12 protein-coding genes are annotated in these 16,279 nt (G+C 71.6%); 3 read left to right on the top strand and 9 right to left on the bottom strand.

The window, feature by feature from the left end; genetic code table 11:
* Positions 1 to 136 precede the first annotated feature (136 nt).
* Positions 137 to 2,161, bottom strand: coding sequence for a M3 family metallopeptidase (locus ITJ59_RS06380; protein ID WP_194650255.1), 2,025 nt, complete (start codon positions 2,159 to 2,161; stop codon positions 137 to 139).
* A gap of 99 nt (positions 2,162 to 2,260) precedes the next feature.
* A complete protein-coding gene (locus ITJ59_RS06385) occupies positions 2,261 to 2,851 on the bottom strand; it encodes a TetR/AcrR family transcriptional regulator (RefSeq protein WP_194650256.1) in 591 nt (196 codons plus the stop codon).
* 121 nt (positions 2,852 to 2,972) lie between these two features.
* Here ITJ59_RS06385 and ITJ59_RS06390 point away from each other — a divergent pair, with 121 nt between their 5' ends.
* Positions 2,973 to 3,812: an alpha/beta fold hydrolase gene (locus ITJ59_RS06390; protein ID WP_194650257.1), complete on the top strand. Its 840-nt coding sequence runs from the start codon at positions 2,973 to 2,975 to the stop codon at positions 3,810 to 3,812.
* A 113-nt stretch (positions 3,813 to 3,925) separates the two neighbouring features.
* Here ITJ59_RS06390 and ITJ59_RS06395 read toward each other — a convergent pair whose 3' ends face one another.
* Together ITJ59_RS06395 and valS are read right to left on the bottom strand one after the other, a co-directional pair.
* On the bottom strand, positions 3,926 to 4,177 hold the full coding sequence (locus tag ITJ59_RS06395; protein WP_194650258.1) for a hypothetical protein: 252 nt from the start codon (positions 4,175 to 4,177) through the stop codon (positions 3,926 to 3,928).
* A 64-nt stretch (positions 4,178 to 4,241) separates the two neighbouring features.
* Complete coding sequence (gene valS / locus ITJ59_RS06400) at positions 4,242 to 6,833, bottom strand: valine--tRNA ligase (RefSeq protein WP_228511100.1); 2,592 nt, start codon at positions 6,831 to 6,833, stop codon at positions 4,242 to 4,244.
* A gap of 269 nt (positions 6,834 to 7,102) precedes the next feature.
* Between valS and proP the strand changes: the two genes are divergently transcribed.
* Positions 7,103 to 8,689 (top strand): glycine betaine/L-proline transporter ProP, encoded by a 1,587-nt coding sequence (proP, locus tag ITJ59_RS06405; RefSeq protein WP_228511102.1) that lies wholly within the window; start codon positions 7,103 to 7,105, stop codon positions 8,687 to 8,689.
* 137 nt (positions 8,690 to 8,826) lie between these two features.
* On the opposite strand, the gene ITJ59_RS06410 is transcribed toward proP, so the two are convergent.
* The 4 genes from ITJ59_RS06410 to ITJ59_RS06425 are packed head-to-tail and all read right to left on the bottom strand — an operon-like array spanning position 8,827 to position 13,992.
* Positions 8,827 to 10,494 (bottom strand): ATP-binding cassette domain-containing protein, encoded by a 1,668-nt coding sequence (locus ITJ59_RS06410; RefSeq protein ID WP_194650259.1) that lies wholly within the window; start codon positions 10,492 to 10,494, stop codon positions 8,827 to 8,829.
* Entirely contained in the window at positions 10,491 to 11,384 is an 894-nt protein-coding gene (locus ITJ59_RS06415) for an ABC transporter permease (RefSeq protein WP_323749425.1), read from the bottom strand. The genes ITJ59_RS06410 and ITJ59_RS06415 overlap by 4 nt, the downstream gene beginning before the upstream one ends.
* On the bottom strand, positions 11,381 to 12,367 hold the full coding sequence (locus ITJ59_RS06420; protein ID WP_194650260.1) for an ABC transporter permease: 987 nt from the start codon (positions 12,365 to 12,367) through the stop codon (positions 11,381 to 11,383). The genes ITJ59_RS06415 and ITJ59_RS06420 overlap by 4 nt, the downstream gene beginning before the upstream one ends.
* 5 nt (positions 12,368 to 12,372) lie before the next feature.
* Positions 12,373 to 13,992, bottom strand: a complete 1,620-nt coding sequence (locus ITJ59_RS06425; RefSeq protein WP_194650261.1) for an ABC transporter substrate-binding protein — start codon at positions 13,990 to 13,992, stop codon at positions 12,373 to 12,375.
* A gap of 32 nt (positions 13,993 to 14,024) precedes the next feature.
* On the opposite strand from ITJ59_RS06425, the gene ITJ59_RS06430 reads away from it, so the two are divergent.
* Positions 14,025 to 14,624: a TetR family transcriptional regulator gene (locus tag ITJ59_RS06430; RefSeq protein ID WP_194650262.1), complete on the top strand. Its 600-nt coding sequence runs from the start codon at positions 14,025 to 14,027 to the stop codon at positions 14,622 to 14,624.
* Positions 14,625 to 15,232: 608 nt separating this feature from the next.
* Here the strand turns inward: ITJ59_RS06430 and ITJ59_RS06435 are convergent.
* Positions 15,233 to 16,264 (bottom strand): cation diffusion facilitator family transporter, encoded by a 1,032-nt coding sequence (locus ITJ59_RS06435; protein WP_194650263.1) that lies wholly within the window; start codon positions 16,262 to 16,264, stop codon positions 15,233 to 15,235.
* Between the last annotated feature and the right edge of the window lie 15 nt (positions 16,265 to 16,279).

Here is a 16,279-nt window from a genome sequence, read left to right on the forward strand (position 1 = left end):
GGTCGTCTGGTTCTTCCCATGACGGCCGCGATGGAAGGTGAGATCGGGCGTACCTGGTCGGAAGTTCCGACCAGGTACGCCCGATTCGACGCGGTACGCCCCGAAGCGCCCGGGCCCGGGCCCGACCCCCGCGCGCCTACTCGAGCCCGCGGCGACGCAGCAGCGGGCCGACCTCGGCGTCGCGGCCGCGGAAGTCGCGGTACGCCTCGAGCGGGTCCTTCGAACCGCCGACGCCCAACAACCGCGACGCGAACCGACGACCTGCGTCACGCGACAGCCCACCGTTCTCGCGGAACCACTCGACCGTGTCGGCGTCGAGCACCTCGGACCAGATGTAGCCGTAGTACCCGGCGTCGTACCCGCCCGAGAACGTGTGCGCGAAGTACGTCGACGAGTACCGCGGTGGCACGGCTTCGACGGCGATGCCGGCGGCCTCCAACGCTGAGCGCTCGAAGTCCTCGACGGACGTCACCGCCGCGGCCTCGGCTGCGGAGAGCCGGTGCCACGCCTGGTCGAGCAGTGCCGCAGCCAGGTACTCGGTCGTGCCGAAGCCCTCGTTGAAGCCCTCGGACTCGCTCAGCCCCAGGACGAGCTCGGGCGGCAGCGGGGCGCCGGTCTCGTGGTGCTTGGCGTAGTTCGCCAGGACCGACGGCCACGACACCCACATCTCGTTCACCTGGCTCGGGAACTCGACGAAGTCGCGCTCGACGTTCGTGCCGGAGAACCGCGGGTAGGTGGTCCGGGCGATCAGGCCGTGCAGGGCGTGCCCGAACTCGTGGAAGAGCGTCTCGACCTCGTCCTGGATGAGCAGCGTCGGGGACCCGGCCGCCGGCTTCGCGACGTTGAGGTTGTTCACCACGACGGGCAGCGTGCCGAGCAGCTCGGACTGCTCGACGACGGGGTTCATCCACGCGCCGCCGCGCTTGCCGTCGCGGGTGTACAGGTCGAGCAGGTAGAGCCCGACGGGTTCGTCGTCCTCGCCGGTGACCTCGAAGACACGGACCTCGTCGTTGTAGCCGTGCAGGTCCGGGCGCTCGGTGAACGTCAGGCCGTAGAGGGCACCCGCCGCGTGGAAGACGCCGTCGTGCAGCACCCGGTCGGCCTCGAAGTACGGACGGAGCGCGGAGCTGTCCGCCGCGAACTGCTCGCCACGCAGGATCTCGGTGGCGTAGGCCCAGTCCCACGACTCGATGTCGAACCCGACGGTGCGGGACCGGACGGCGCGTTCGTCGTCCGCGTTCCGCGCGGCGGCCTCGACGAGTGACGACAGCAGACCGTCGACCGCCTCAGGAGTCTTCGCGGTCTCGTCGGCGGTGACGACGGCGGCGTGGTTCGGGAACCCGAGCAGTTCGGCGCGCTCGGCACGGAGTCGGACGATGCGCAGCAGGACCTCGCGGTTGTCGTACTGGTTGCCGCGACGACCGCGGGCGAGCGAGGCCCGCATGATCCGCTCGCGCAGGTCGCGGTTCGCGAGCGACGACAGCCACGGGTGGCCGGTGTAGAGGGGGAGCGTGATGAGCCACCCGTCGAGACCGCGATCGGCGGCGGACCCGGCTGCGGCGGACTTCGCACCGTCGTCGAGGCCCTCGAGCTCGGCCTCGTCGGTCACGTGCACGGCGGAGTCGTTGGTGTCCTCGAGCAGGTTGCGCTCGAACGTCGTGGTGAGCGTCGACAGCTCCTGGTTGATCGCGGTGAGGCGTTCCTTGCCGGCGTCGTCGAGCCCGGCGCCCGCCAGGGTCATCTCGGCGTGCGTGCGCTCGACCAGGCGGAGCGCTTCACCTTCGAGCCCGGCGGCTGCGGCGCCGTCGAGCACCGACTGCACGCGGGCGTAGAGCCGGGAGTCCAGCGTGATCGCATCGCGGTGGGCGGCGAGGAGCGGGGAGACCTCGGCCTCGAGGTCGTGCAGCTCGGGCGTCGAGTCCGCCGACGACAGCGTGAAGAACACGTGGCTGACACGGGTCAGCAGCTGCCCGGAACGTTCGAGGGCGATGAGCGTGTTCTCGACCGTCGGTGCGTGTGGATCGGTGGCGATGGCCTCGACCTCGGCGCGCTGCTCGGCCATGCCGGCCTCGAAGGCCGGTCGGTAGTGCTCGAGTCGCACGTCGCCGAAGGGCGGCAGGGCGTAGGGGAGGGTGCTCGGGACGTCGAACGGGGTTGCCATGGCAACCACCCTACGGACGTCGCGCCGCGACGGGGCGGACGGGAGGCCCGTGGCGGCCTGGCCCCGCGCCTCCCGTCCGCCCTGTGGTCGCGTTCTCGGTCAGCGCGTCGCTGCGTCGATCAGCGTCTCGGCCGCACGGCGGGCGTGCGCCGCCGGCGCCGTGGTGCCGGCGATCGCCGCGGTGGTCTGTGCACCCTCGGCGAGCAGGGCGAGTTGTGCGGCGAGTTCCTCGGCGTGCTCCGGCTCGGCGACGACCTCGGCGGTGAGCTCCTGCACGAACCGCTGGAACGAGTCCTTGTGCGCGCGGGCGATCTCGGCGACCGCGGGCGAGGTGGCGCCGAGCTCGCCGAAGGCGTTGATGAACCCGCAGCCGCGGAACGTGTCGTCACCGAACCACGACTCGAGGAAGTCGTAGACGGCGAGCAGCTTGTCGCGGGGGCTCGTGGCGGCCTCGACCGCACCGTGCACGCCGCGCTCCCAGAGGTCGTGGCGCCCGGACAGGACGGCCGCGATCAGCTGCTCCTTGCCGGGGAAGGTCGCGTAGAGCTTCTTCAGTGAGACGCCGGCGCCGGTGCGGATCTCGTCCATGCCGACCGACTGGATGCCGCGCGCGTAGAACAGCTCGTCGGCGACGTCCACGATGTGCGCTCGGACGTCGGCGTCGACGGTGCTGATGGTGCTGGTTGCCATGACGTACCCCGTTCCCTGCGTGTTCACCGTCCCCGCCTTGCGGTGGGAACGATCGTTCTCTAGTGTAGGGCACATCGGCGGAGAACGGACGTTCTCCGCGAAGGCCAGGGAAGGAACGATCATGGGTGCCATCACCGTCGGAACCGAGAACAGCGTCGACATCGAACTCCACTACGAGGACAAGGGGACCGGTCAGCCGATCGTGCTGATCCACGGCTTCCCCCTCGACGGCAACTCGTGGGAGGGCCAGGTCCCGCCGCTCCTCGAGGCCGGCTACCGCGTGATCACGTACGACCGCCGCGGCTTCGGGCAGTCCTCGCAGCCGAGCACCGGCTACGACTACGACACCTTCGCCGACGACCTGCACACCGTGCTCGAGACCCTCGACCTGCGTGACGTCATCCTGGTCGGCTTCTCGATGGGCACCGGCGAGATCGCCCGCTACATCGGTCGCCACGGACAGGACCGGATCGCGAAGGTCGCGTTCCTCGCCTCGCTCGAGCCCTTCCTGGCCATCACCGACGACAACCCCGACGGCGCCGGCCCGATGTCGTTCTTCGAGGGCATCGCCGCCGACGTCAAGAAGGACCGCTACGCGTACTTCACGAACTTCTACCAGGACTTCTTCAACCTGTCGGAGAACCTCGGCTCGCGCATCTCGGAAGAAGCCGTCCGCAACGCCTGGAACGTCGCCGCCGGCTCCGGCTCGATCGCGAGCGCCGCAGCACCGCTGACCTGGCCGACCGACTTCCGCCAGGACATCCCGAAGGTCACCGTGCCGGCGCTCATCGTGCACGGTACGGCGGACAACATCCTGCCGATCGACGCCACCGGCCGCCGCTTCACCAAGGCCCTGCCGGCCGCGAAGTACGTCGAGATCGAGGGCGCCCCGCACGGCCTGCTCACCACGCACACCGCCGAGGTGAACGAGGTCCTGCTCACCTGGCTCGCCGAGTCCTGATCCCTCGGCGATCACGCGGGCGTTTCCTCGTCGAGGCGCCCGCCCAGTGAACAGAAGACGTCGAGTGCATCCGCTGCACTCGACGTCTTCTGCTCACTCGGGGGACCGGCGCGCTAGTCCTCTTCGGCGGCGTCGTCGGGGTTCGTGACCTGCGCGTGCCCGAGCGCGTCGAGGTGGATCGATGTGCCGTCGTCGAGCTCGACGATCGGCTTGCCCTCGAGGTACGTCAGGGTCCAGCCCCACGCTGCCGTGTCGACCGACTCCGCCGCGAGTTCGTCCTCGACCCCGCGCACGGCGACGACCATCGCCTCGGGCAGTCGCGCAGGCGGCTCCCCACCCACGTTCCATCGTGTGCCCAACTGCATCCGTGCCTCCTGTCCGGTGGTGGACCGGCCCGATCGCCCAGGCGACCCGGCCGGTCCACCGACGTCACGCCTGCTGTTCCGCGAGCTCGATCTCGGTGACGGCGAGCTCGTCGCCGTCGACGAACGAAAGGTTCTCGATGCGGCCGACGGCCGCCAGGTCGACCGCCGCGCGCTCGATGAGCGCCCGCGTCTCGGCCGGAGCCGCGACCACGGCACGCGTGACGGGCGTCTTCTGGGACGCCTTCGCCGACGTCTTCGCGCCGCGGATCCCGATGAGCGCCTGTCCGACCGCCGCGAGCAGCCCGGTGGGGGCCGCGTCGGTCGGCAGGTCGGCCGCGGTCGGCCAGGAGGCCCGGTGCACGCTGGTGTCGTGGGTCCAGGCCCACACCTCTTCCGTCGCGTACGGGAGGAACGGTGCCAGCAGTCGGAGCAGCACGTCGATCGCGCCGCGCAGCGCCAGGACCGCGCTCGCCTGGGTCTCGTGCGTCGCGTCGGCAGCCGTGCCGTAGGCACGCTCCTTCACGAGCTCGAGGTAGTCGTCGCAGAAGGTCCAGAAGAACCGCTCCGTGATCTCGAGCGCACGAGCGTGGTCGAACCCGTCGAACGCGGCGGTGGCCTGCTCGACGACCGCACCGAGCTCGGCGAGCATGTCGACGTCGAGTGCCTCGGTCACGCTCGTGGCGCCCTCGGGCAGCGGGAAGCCGTAGACGAACTTCGCGGCGTTCAGCACCTTGATCGCCAGACGACGGCCGACCTTGATCTGCTTCGGGTTCTGCGGGTCGAACGCTGCGTCGGTGCCGAGCTTGGACGAGGCCGCCCAGTAGCGGACCGCGTCGGCGCCGTGCTGCTCGAGGATCGACAGCGGCGTGACGACGTTGCCCTTCGACTTCGACATCTTCTTGCGGTCGGGGTCGACGATGAAGCCGGAGATGCTCGCGTGCTTCCAGGGCACGACGTCGGCCTCGAGCTGGCTGCGGAGCACCGTCGTGAACAGCCACGTGCGGATGATGTCCTGCGCCTGCGGGCGGACGTCGTACGGGTACACCAGGTCGTAGAGCGCCGGGTCGGTCTCCCACTTGCCCGCGAGCTGCGGGGTGAGCGACGACGTGGCCCAGGTGTCCATGACGTCGAGCTCGCCCTGGAACCCGCCGGCGACGCCGCGCTGGTCCTCGGAGTAGCCCGGGGCAGGGTCGGACGACGGGTCGACCGGCAGCTGCGCCTCGGTGGGGACGATCGGCTGGTCGAACACCGGATTGCCGTCGGCGTCGAGCGGGTACCAGACCGGGATCGGCACGCCGAAGAACCGCTGGCGCGAGATGAGCCAGTCGCCGGACAGGCCACCGACCCAGTTGTCGTAGCGGACGCGCATGAAGTCCGGGTGGAACGCGATCTCCTCGCCGCGGGCGCGGAGTGTGGTCTTCAGGGCTTCGTCGCGGGCACCGTTGACGATGTACCACTGGCGGGTCGAGACGATCTCGAGCGGCTTGTCGCCCTTCTCGAAGAACTTGACCGGGTGGTTGATCGTCTTGACGTCACCGACGAGCTCGCCGGACTCGGTCAGGGCGTCCACGACGACCTTCTTCGCCGAGAACACGGTCTTGCCGGCCATCTCGGCGTAGAGCGCCTTGCCCGCCGCCGACTCGATCCACGCGGGCTCGTCGGAGCGCACGCGGCCGTCGAAGCCCAGGATCGCGCGGTTCGGCAGCTGCAGCTCGCGCCACCACACCACGTCGGTGGTGTCGCCGAAGGTGCAGACCATCGCGATGCCGGCGCCCTTGTCCTTCTGCGCCAGGTGGTGCGCGAGCACCGGGACCTCGACGTCGAACAGGGGGGAGCGGACCGTGGTGCCGAACAGGTCCTGGAACCGCTCGTCGTCGGGGTGCGCGACGAGGGCGACGCACGCCGGCAGCAGCTCGGGACGGGTCGTCTGGATCACGACGTCGCCGCCGTCGGGGCGGTGGAAGGCGATGCCGTGGTACGCGCCGGGCATCTCCTTGTCCTCGAGCTCGGCCTGCGCGACCGCGGTGCGGAACGTGACGTCCCACAGGGTCGGCGCGTCGGCCTGGTAGGCCTCGCCACGCTCGAGGTTGCGGAGGAAGGCGCGCTGGGCGCTGGCCCGCGAGGTGTCGTCGATGGTGCGGTACGACTGCGTCCAGTCCACCGACAGGCCGAGGGTGCGGAAGAGCTCCTCGAACTGCTGCTCGTCCTGCACGGTCAGCTGGTCGCACAGCGCGATGAAGTTGCGGCGCGAGATCGGCAGCTGGTCGGCGGCCTTCGACGACTTGCCGTCGCCGCCCTCGAACGGCGGCGTGAAGTCGGGGTCGTAGGGGAGCGTCGGGTCGCAGCGGACGCCGTAGTAGTTCTGCACGCGGCGCTCGGTCGGCAGGCCGTTGTCGTCCCAGCCCATCGGGTAGAACACGTGCTTGCCCCGCATGCGCTCGAACCGCGCCTTGAGGTCGGTGTGCGTGTACGAGAAGACGTGCCCGATGTGCAGCGAACCGGAAGCGGTCGGCGGCGGGGTGTCGATCGAGTAGACGGCATCGCGGTGGCCGGCGGCGTCACGGTCGAAGCGGTAGGTACCGTCCTGCTCCCAGACCGGCCCCCACACCTGCTCGAGTCCGTCGACGCTGGGCTTCTCGGGCATGGGCTTGGTCATGGCTGCGCCTTCCGTGCGTGTGTGCGGCACCGAGTCCGTGATGAGGTGCCTGAGTGTCCACGCCTGCTGCGTGGTGTCCCAATCGTAGCGGGCAGGGCCGACGCGGCTCACGAGCGGTCCGAGCGCAGTTACCACACCGTCCTGTCGGACACGCCGGAACCCTGGTAGTCTGTCGGAGTTTGTCCGGCGAGCGCGGGTTGGTTCGCAGGAACTGCACCGTTGCCGTCCGCCGGACGCCCGAAGGACGCACCGCACACCGGAGGAACGACTTGGCACCGAACGACGCACCCCACCCGCACGGCGATCGGCCGCAGCCGCACGGCGACCGACCGCTGCGCTCGAAGGGCGCTGCGAAGCGCGCTCGGCGCAACCTGACGAAGGACGACGTCACCGTCGTCGAGGAGTCGCTGCTCAAGCGTGCCGTGGCCGCTGCCGCGCTCGGCAACGCGATGGAGTGGTTCGACTTCGGCATCTTCGCGTACCTGACCGTCACGATCTCGCAGGTCTTCCTGCCGCAGGGCGACCCGGCCGCGAACATCGTCGCGACCTTCGGCTTCTTCGCCGCCGCGTTCATCGTCCGTCCGATCGGTGGCGCCGTCTTCGGCCCGATCGGTGACCGGATCGGCCGGCAGAAGGTCCTCGCGCTGACGATGATCCTGATGGCCGCCGGCACGCTGATGATCGGCCTGATCCCCTCGTACGACTCGATCGGCTTCTGGGCGCCGGTCCTGCTGCTCGTGGCTCGCTTCGTGCAGGGCTTCTCGACCGGTGGTGAGTACGGCGGCGCCGCGACCTTCATCGCCGAGTACTCGCCGGACAAGCGCCGCGGGTTCATGGGTTCGTGGCTCGAGTTCGGCACCCTGGCCGGCTACGTGCTCGGTGCGTCGATCGTCACCGGCCTGCAGTTCGGCCTGTCCGAGGACGCCCTGCTCAGCTGGGGCTGGCGCATCCCGTTCATCATCGCCGGTCCGCTCGGCCTGATCGGGCTGTACCTGCGCCTCAAGCTCGAGGAGACCCCGGCCTTCCAGAAGCAGCAGGAGCAGGCCGCCGAACGCGAGGGGCAGAAGACCCCGTTCCTCAAGCTCTTCGCCGAGAACTGGCGCGCACTGATCATCTGCATCGGCCTGGTCCTGGTCTTCAACGTGACCGACTACATGCTGCTGTCGTACATGCCGACCTACCTCGAGCAGAACCTCGGCCAGAACGCCACGTTCGGCCTCATCCTGATCGTCGTCGTGATGCTGCTCATGATGGTCGTCATCACCTTCGGCGGCCGCCTGTCCGACAAGTTCGGCCGTCGTCCGGTGCTCGCCGCCGGCTGCATCGGCTTCATCCTGCTGTCCTGGCCGGCGCTCAAGCTCGTCCAGACCGGCACGGGCGTCGGGGTGTTCTCCGGCCTGCTCATCCTGGGCGTCGTGCTCGTCACGTTCACCTCGACCATGCCGTCGACGCTGCCCGCGCTGTTCCCGACGATCATCCGCTACGGCGCGCTCGCGATCGCGTTCAACGTCTCGGTGTCGCTGTTCGGTGGGACCACACCGCTCGCGACCTCGGCGCTCATCAACGCCGCGAAGGACGCCGGCTACGGCTGGGCCGAGGACATCCCCGCGTTCTACCTGATGCTCGCCGCGGTGATCGGGCTCGTCGCGGTGTACTTCACCAAGGAGACCGCGTCCACCCCGCTCATGGGTTCCGGCCCGACGGTCGGTTCCGAGGACGAGGTCGCCGGCGTGATCGACGACTACAACGACCCGACCTCGGAGTTCGCGCAGTCCGACTGGGCGAAGGACTTCGCGACCAGCGAGATCCCGATCATCTCCGGTGACGCACCGAAGAAGGAGTCCGCGGACTCCTGACCCCGGTCACACCCGCTCTGGAGGCCCGGTGCACGTCCGCCACGGACGCGCGCCGGGCCTCCGGTCACGTCCAGAGCCGTGGGTGACGTCACGCGCCCAGCGACAGTTCGCGGACGTTGCACCGCGCGAACTGTCGCTCAGCCCGTGAAGTCGGCTGCGGGGCCCGCGGCCAGCCGCTCGGCGGACCGCAGCAGGCGCGCGGTCACCGGGTGGGTCGGGCGTGCGAACACCGACGCCGCGGGACCGTGTTCGACGACCGCGCCCTGGTGCACGACCAGCACGTCGTCGGCCATCCGGCGCACGGCCCGCAGGTCGTGCGAGACGAACACCATCGCCACGCCGGTGTCGTCGCGGAGCCGCTCGAGCAGGGTCAGCACGGCGTCCTGCACGGTGGCGTCGAGCGCGGTCACCGGCTCGTCGAGGACGATCACCTCGGGTTCGGTCGCCAGGGCCCGGGCGATCGCCAGGCGCTGCCGCTGGCCGCCGGACAGCGTGCGCGGCGACCGCGGCCGGAGCGCCGGGTCGAGGTCCACCTGCCGCAGGGCTTGGTCGACCCGGGCGGCGAGCGGTCCCCGCGCCCGCCGGTCGTCACCCCGCGAGAACGCGTCGGCGAGGACCCGCTCGACCGACCACCGTTCGTCGAACGTGGCTCCGGGGTCCTGCACGACGGCCGAGACCCGGTGGCGCCGGGGTCGTCGGTCGCGCTCGGGGAGCGGTGCCCACGGTTCGTCGTCGAGCGCGACCGTGCCGGCGTCGGGCGTCTCGAGGCCCAGGAGCATCCGCGCCAGGGTGGTCTTGCCCGACCCCGAGGCGCCGATCACCCCGAGCACCCGCCCGCGGTCGAGCCCGAACGACACGTCGTCGACGGCGCGGACGCCCTCGTAGTCGCGCGCGAGTCCTTCGGCGACGAGTACCCCCCTCGCACCGTGCGAGGTCGCCTCTGTTCCGTGCGAGGTTCCGTGTTCCGTGCGATCCTCGGCTCGTCGCACCACGTCCGGAACCTCGCACCGAACGACAGCATCCCGGCGGGACCTCGCACCGTGCGAGGCAGCGCGCACCAGGGCCTGCGTCGCCTGGTGGGCCGGCGCGGCGAACACCGCGGCGACCGGGCCCTGCTCGACGATCCGGCCCTCGTGCATGACGGCCACCCGGTCGGCCCATCCGGCGACGAGCCCCAGGTCGTGCGTGATCACGAGCAGCCCCGCCCCGCGCTGCTGCGCGGCCCGGAGCTGCTCCATCACGGTGACCGCGATCCCGGCGTCGAGCGCGGTCGTGGGTTCGTCAGCGACGACGAGTGACGGTGACCCGATGGTGGCCGCGGCGATGAGGGCCCGCTGCCGCATCCCGCCCGACAGCGTGCCGGCGAGTCGCCCGTCGGTCGCGATGTCCGGGTCGAGGCCCACCGCCTGCAGGGCATCGCGCACGGCGTCCACGCGCTCGGCCGCACCCATCTCGGTGTGCAGGCGGAGGCTGTCGGCGACCTCGCGCCCGACCGGACGCAGCGGGTCCAACGCGCCCAGGGCCTCCTGGCCGACGTAACCGACCCGCGACCCGCGCACCTGGCGCCACCGACGATCGGAGAACGCCCGGACGTCGAGTCCGGCGACGGTGAAGGCGTCGGCCCGGACGGCGGAGCCGGGCGCGGACAGGCCGAGCGCGGCGCGGGCGGTGACGGTCTTGCCGGAGCCGGAGGCGCCGACCAGGGCGACGCACTCGCCGGCGGCGACCCGCAGGCCGACGTCGTGCACGATCAGCGTGCCCGCGATGGCGACGTGCAGGCCCTGGACCTCGAGGACGGTGGTCATCGGACGACTCCTGTTCGGCGGACCGCGCGACCGAGCACGGTGACGGCGGTCGCGAGCACCACGATGGCGAGCCCGGGGAAGGTGCTCATCCACGGTGCGGTCTGCAGGTAGGTCCGGCCGTCGGCGAGCATCGCACCCCACTCCGGGGCCGGGGGCGGGGTGCCGACCCCGAGGTAGCTCAGTGCCGAGGCCCAGACGATCGCCTGGCCGACGCCGAGCGTGGCGACGGCGACGACGGGCCAGAGCGCGGTGGGCAGGACGTGCCGGACCACGATGCGTGCGGGAGAGCGGCCGAGGAGCACGGCGGTCTCGACGACCTGCGACGAGCGTGCGGCGCGGACCAGGCCACGGACGATGCGGGCGTAGCCGGGGGCGGTGGCGAAGCCGACGGCGAGCACGGCGGGGACCGGGCCGGGGCCGGTGACGGCGATGACCACCAGGGCGACGAGCAGGAGCGGCAGGGCGAACGCGACCTCGGTGACGCGGCCGATCACGGCGTCGAGCAGCCGGCCGACGCGTCCGGCGCCGGCTCCGAGCCCGGCGACCACGCCGAGCAGCACCCCGGCACCGCCGCCGATCAGGGTCGCGGCGACCCCGACCACGAGCGAGGCCCGCGTGCCGGCGACGACGCGGGCCAGGACGTCGCGTCCGGATTCATCGGTGCCGAAGGGGTGGGCGCCGCTCGGTGCGAGCAGGGCCTCGGACGGGTGCACCGCGAGCGGGTCCGCGCCGCCGAGCAGGGCAGGCCAGGCCGCCGCGACGACGGCGAGCAGGACCACGGCGCCAGCGACGGTGCCCGGGACGCCGAGGGCGCGGGGACCGCGTCCGCCTGCCGGGCGTTCGTCGGTGGACCGGCCGGCCGGGAGGCTCGGCTCGGCGATGCCGCTCACCGCGCGGCCGCCTCGTGGTCGGCTCCACGGCGTCGGTCGGTTCGCGGACCACGCGAGCGTCCGGCGCGCGGGTCGACCGCGCGCTCCACGAGGTCCGCGACGGCGAGCACCGCGACGTACGCGGCTGCCGACACCAGGGCGATCCCGGCGACGAGCGGCATGTCCCGCTGCGTCACCGCGGTCACCAGCGCGCGACCGATGCCGGGCAGCGCGAACACCGACTCGACGACGACGGCCCCGGAGACGAGGGACCCGAACGCCCAGGCGGACAGGGCGATCCCGGGCAGGGCGGCATGCCGGAGCAGGTGCCGCGCGAAGAGCCCGAGGCGGGTCTCGCCACGGCCCCGGGCAGCCAGGGCAAATGCGGATCGCTGGGCGTCGACGACCCCGTCGCGCACGGTCTCGGCCAGGTACCCGGCCACCGGCACGGCCACGGTCAGCACCGGCAGCACCCAACCGCGCACCGTCCCGTCACTGACCGCGGGCACCCAGCCGAGGGCGCTCGCGAACACGACGATGAGCACGCTGCCGAGCCAGAAGTGCGGCATGACGCTCGCGGTGACGCTCAGCGCACTGGTCAGCCCGGCGGCGAAGCGGCCGCGCTGCGTCGACCACCAGGCCGCGACGATCGCCAGCACCCACGCGACGACGAGCCCGGCGACCGCCAGGGTCAGGGTGACGGGGAGCTGCTGACCGAGCAGCGTCGTGACGGGGGTGCGGAAGGCGTAGGAGTCACCGAGCTGCAGGGTCGCGAGGCGTCCGAGGAACACCGCGTACTGCACGAGGACGGGCTGGTCGAGGCCGTACTCGTGGCGCACCTGCGCGACCGCCTCGGCGGAGGCCTGCGAGCCCGGGCCGCCGAGGATCGCGAGCGCGGGGTCGCCGGGGATGAGCCGGATGGCCACGAAGACGATCGTCGCGACGGCCCAGAGCACGCCGATGCCGCCGACGAGCCGCCGGACGGCCCACCACACCCAGGGCATCCGCGTCAGCGGTCGATCCAGGCCGTGCCGAACCAGGGCGTGGACACCGAGGTCGTCTGGATGCCGTGCACGGCCGAGCGCACCAGGAAGTGGTTCTGCTGGTCGTAGAGGGGCAGCACGGTGTCGCTCGCCAGGATCGTCCTCTGCGCCTGCTCGTACAGGTCGGCGCGCTCGCTGGCGTCGGAGGTGCGGGCGGCCTGCTCGAGCAGCCGGTCGAGGGCCGGGTCGTCGAGCTGGGCGAGGTTCGCGAAGTACCCCGACGGGGCCGGCGTGATGCTCGCGCTGTCGTACAGGATCCGCAGGACGTCCGGGCCGACCTTCGTGTATGGGGCGCTGACGACGTCGTACTCGTTCGCCGCCAGGGCCGCGTACCAGCTGGACAGGTCAAGTTCGTCGAGGACGACCTTGAACCCGACGGCCTTCTCGGACGCCTGGACCTGCTGGAACAGGCTGCGCTCGGCCGGCACCGACTGGTTCGTCGACACCGGGAACGTCACGGTGAGCTGCTGGCCGTCCTTGACGCGGATGCCGTCGGAGCCGACCTTCCAGCCGGCGTCGTCGAGCAGCTGCTTCGCCGTCGTCGGCGAGTACTCGAACCGGCTCTTCTCGGAGTACGCCAGGGGCTCGGCGCTCGAGAGCACCGAGTACGAGCGCTTCGCCGTGCCGAGGAACAGTGACTGCAGACCGGGGTCGATCTCCGCGCCCGCGATGAACGCCTTGCGCACGGCATCGTCACGGAACACGCCGTGGCCCGAGTTCAGTTCCAGGCGGTTCGAGGCGCCGGGACGCGGGGCGTCGAGGTCGCGGATGGCGCCCTTCGCCGACGCAGCCTTGAGCTGGTCGGGCTGCGCGTTGTCGATGACGTCGACCTGACCGGACTGCAGCGCCGCGTAGCGCGAGGTCGAGTCCGGCAGGAACCGCCAGGTGATGCCGGACAGGCGCGGCTTCGTCTTCCCCCAGTAGTCGGTGTTCTTCGTCAGGGTGACGCGGTCGCCGTGCTTCCAGCCGGTGACCTCGAACGGGCCGGTGCCGACGGGGGACTCGCAGTTCGTCGCCTGCTTGCGTTCGAGCGCCTTCGGGGACTCCATGCCGACCCATGGCTGCGAGAACGACTCGAGCAGCGCGCTGTCCGGACGGCTCAGGGTGAGCGTCACGGTGTGGTCGTCGGTGGCCGTCGCCTTCGTGATCGACTGCAGCGCGAGGTAGCCGGTGCTCGACGCGGTGGCCGGGTCCTGCACGTGCTCGATGTTCGCCACGACGGCGGCGGCGTCGAACGGGGTGCCGTCGGCGAAGGTGACGTCGTCGCGCAGCGTGAAGGTGAGGGTCTTGCCGTCGTCGTTCGTGGTCCACTTCGTCGCGAGCTCGGGCGTCGGCTTGCCGTCCTCGAGCCCGACGAGTTCCTCGATGTACTGCGTCGCCAGGAGCGCCTGCGGGTAGTTTCCGCCGACGTGCGGGTCGAGGCAGGTGGGCTCGGCGTCACCGGACGCGTAGGTCAGGGTGCCGCCGCTCACCGGCTTGCTGCTCGTGGTGCTCGTCCCCGCTCCACTGCACGCGGCGAGGACGAGGAGGACGGCGGTGGCGCTCGCGACGGCGGCGACGGTTTTCTGTACTGAGTCCAAGATCATGGCTGATCGAGTCTAGCGGTTTACTGGGGCGCATGGACGAACCGATCCGCCGTGGTGGGCGGCCCCGACGCTCGAGCGCCGAGGTGCTCGCCGACGCCGCTGCCGAGCTGTTCCTGGAGCAGGGCTACGGACGCACCACGGTCGACCAGATCGCCGTGCGGGCCGGGGTGAGCCGCGCGACCTTCTTCAACTACTTCACGGCGAAGTCCGACGTGATGTGGCTCGAGCTCGACGCCGCGGTCGCCGGGCTGCCGGGGTACCTGGCGACCTCGACCGAGCAGAGTGCGGTGCGTGCGGTGGAGCAGGCCCTGCTCGCCGCCGCCCGCGCCCACGATCCCGAGCGGGTGCCGTGGGCCGTCGCCCAGGCCGAGGTGATGGGCATCGGCTCCGAGCTCGTCGCCGGGGTCGCCGTCCGGGTGATGGCGCAGCACGGGGCCGTCGCCGCCTTCGTGGCGGGGCGCACGGGGGAGCAGCCGGGGTCGCTCTGGCCGCAGACCGTCTCCGGCGCGATGCTCGGGGCTGCTGCGGCGGCGTTCGGGGTGTGGGTGGCCGACGGGGTGGGGCGCCGCCCGCTCGTCGAGTACGTCGGCGCGGCCCTGACCCCGGTGGTCGCGGGCCTCGACGCCCGCTGACGCCGGCGTCTCGGTACGACGCCGTCGTCCTTCCGCCGTCGCTGCTGCCGTGCCCAGATGCCGGCGTCTCGGCACGACGCCTCCATCCCGGCGAGACGCCTCCACTTTCGGCGGCGTCTCGCGCGCATGGCGGCGCCGCGCAAACACGACGGCGTCTCGCGCGGTGGTGGACGTGGCCGATGGCGGACGGGAGGCGCGGGGCGGGCTGGCGCCGTGCCTCCCGTCCGATGGCTGGTCGCGTCCAGGGCGAGACGCCGGCGTCTCGGCACGACGCCTCCATCCCGGCGAGACGCCTCCACTTTCGGCGGCGTCTCGCGCACATGGGGGCGTCTCGCGCACACGGCGGCGTCTCGCGCGGTGGTGGACGTTGCCGATGGCGGACGGGAGGCGCGGGGCGGGCTGGCGCCGTGCCTCCCGTCCGATGGCTGGTCGCGTCCACGGCGAGACGCCGGCGTCTCGGTCCGACGCCTCCATCCCGGCGAGACGCCGCCGCTTTCGGCGGCGTCTCGCGCACATGGCGGCGCCGCGCGAACACGACGGCGTCTCGCGCACACGACGGCGTCTCGCCGCGCCCGCCGCGCCCGCCGCGCGCCGAACGCCCGCGCGCGTCAGTCGGTGCGCAGCGTCCCCGCGCCACCGGCGGCCACGTCCGAGGCCGTCCCGTCCCGCACGACCTCGGGCACCTCGTCGCTCGTCGGCTCCAGCGAGGCGTCGCCCGGGTAGCTCAGCGTCAGCACCGCCTCCTCGATGTACGGGCTGTCCTCGAGCGACTTCTCGACGTCGCGCAACCGCACCGCGACGTGCTCCTCGGTCTCGTTGCCGGTCAGGTCGACGGCCGCGACGAGGTACACCCGCGACGGTCCGACGAACTCGAGGTGCAGGTAGGTGACGCGCTCGATCTGCGAGCGTCCGAGCAGCTCGACGAGCACGGCGTTCTCGAGCTCGGGCGACGTGCTCTCCCCGAGCAGGAACCGGCGGTTGCGGTCGATGAGGATGATCGCCACGACCCCGAGCAGCACGCCGATCGCGATGGACCCGATCGCGTCGAAGACCGCCAGGCCGGTGATCTGGTGCAGGAACACCCCGAGGAACGCGACGACCAGACCGATGAGCGCGGCGGCGTCCTCGGCGAACACCGCGCGCAGCGTCGGGTTCGAGGACTGCAGCACGTGGCGGAGCACCGGCACCTTGCGCTTCGTCGCGGCACCGTGCGCCTGGCGGTAGGCCTGCAGAAAGCTCGTGCCCTCGAGGCAGAACGACAGCGCGAGCACGATGTAGTTCAGCAGGACGTCCTCGGCCGGACCCGTCTCGCCGAGCTCGGAGATGCCGTGGTAGATCGACACGATCGCACCGGCGGTGAACAGGCCGAACGCTGCGAACATCGACCAGATGTAGGTCTCGCGGCCGTACCCGAGCGGGTGCGCGGTGTCGCGCTTCCTGGAGCCCCGGCGTTCGGCGACGAGCAGGAAGATCTCGTTGCCGGTGTCCGCCCACGAGTGCGCTGCCTCGGCCACCATCGACGCGGATCCGGAGATGAGCGCGGCGATCGACTTCGCGATCGCGACGAGCAGGTTCGCGCCGAAGGCGATGACGACGGTGAGCAAGGACTCCGGGCGGTCCTGCTGATCAGACGAGGGCATTCCTCCAGCATGCTC

This window comes from Curtobacterium sp. VKM Ac-1393 (assembly GCF_015350995.1).
GTDB lineage: Bacteria > Actinomycetota > Actinomycetes > Actinomycetales > Microbacteriaceae > Curtobacterium.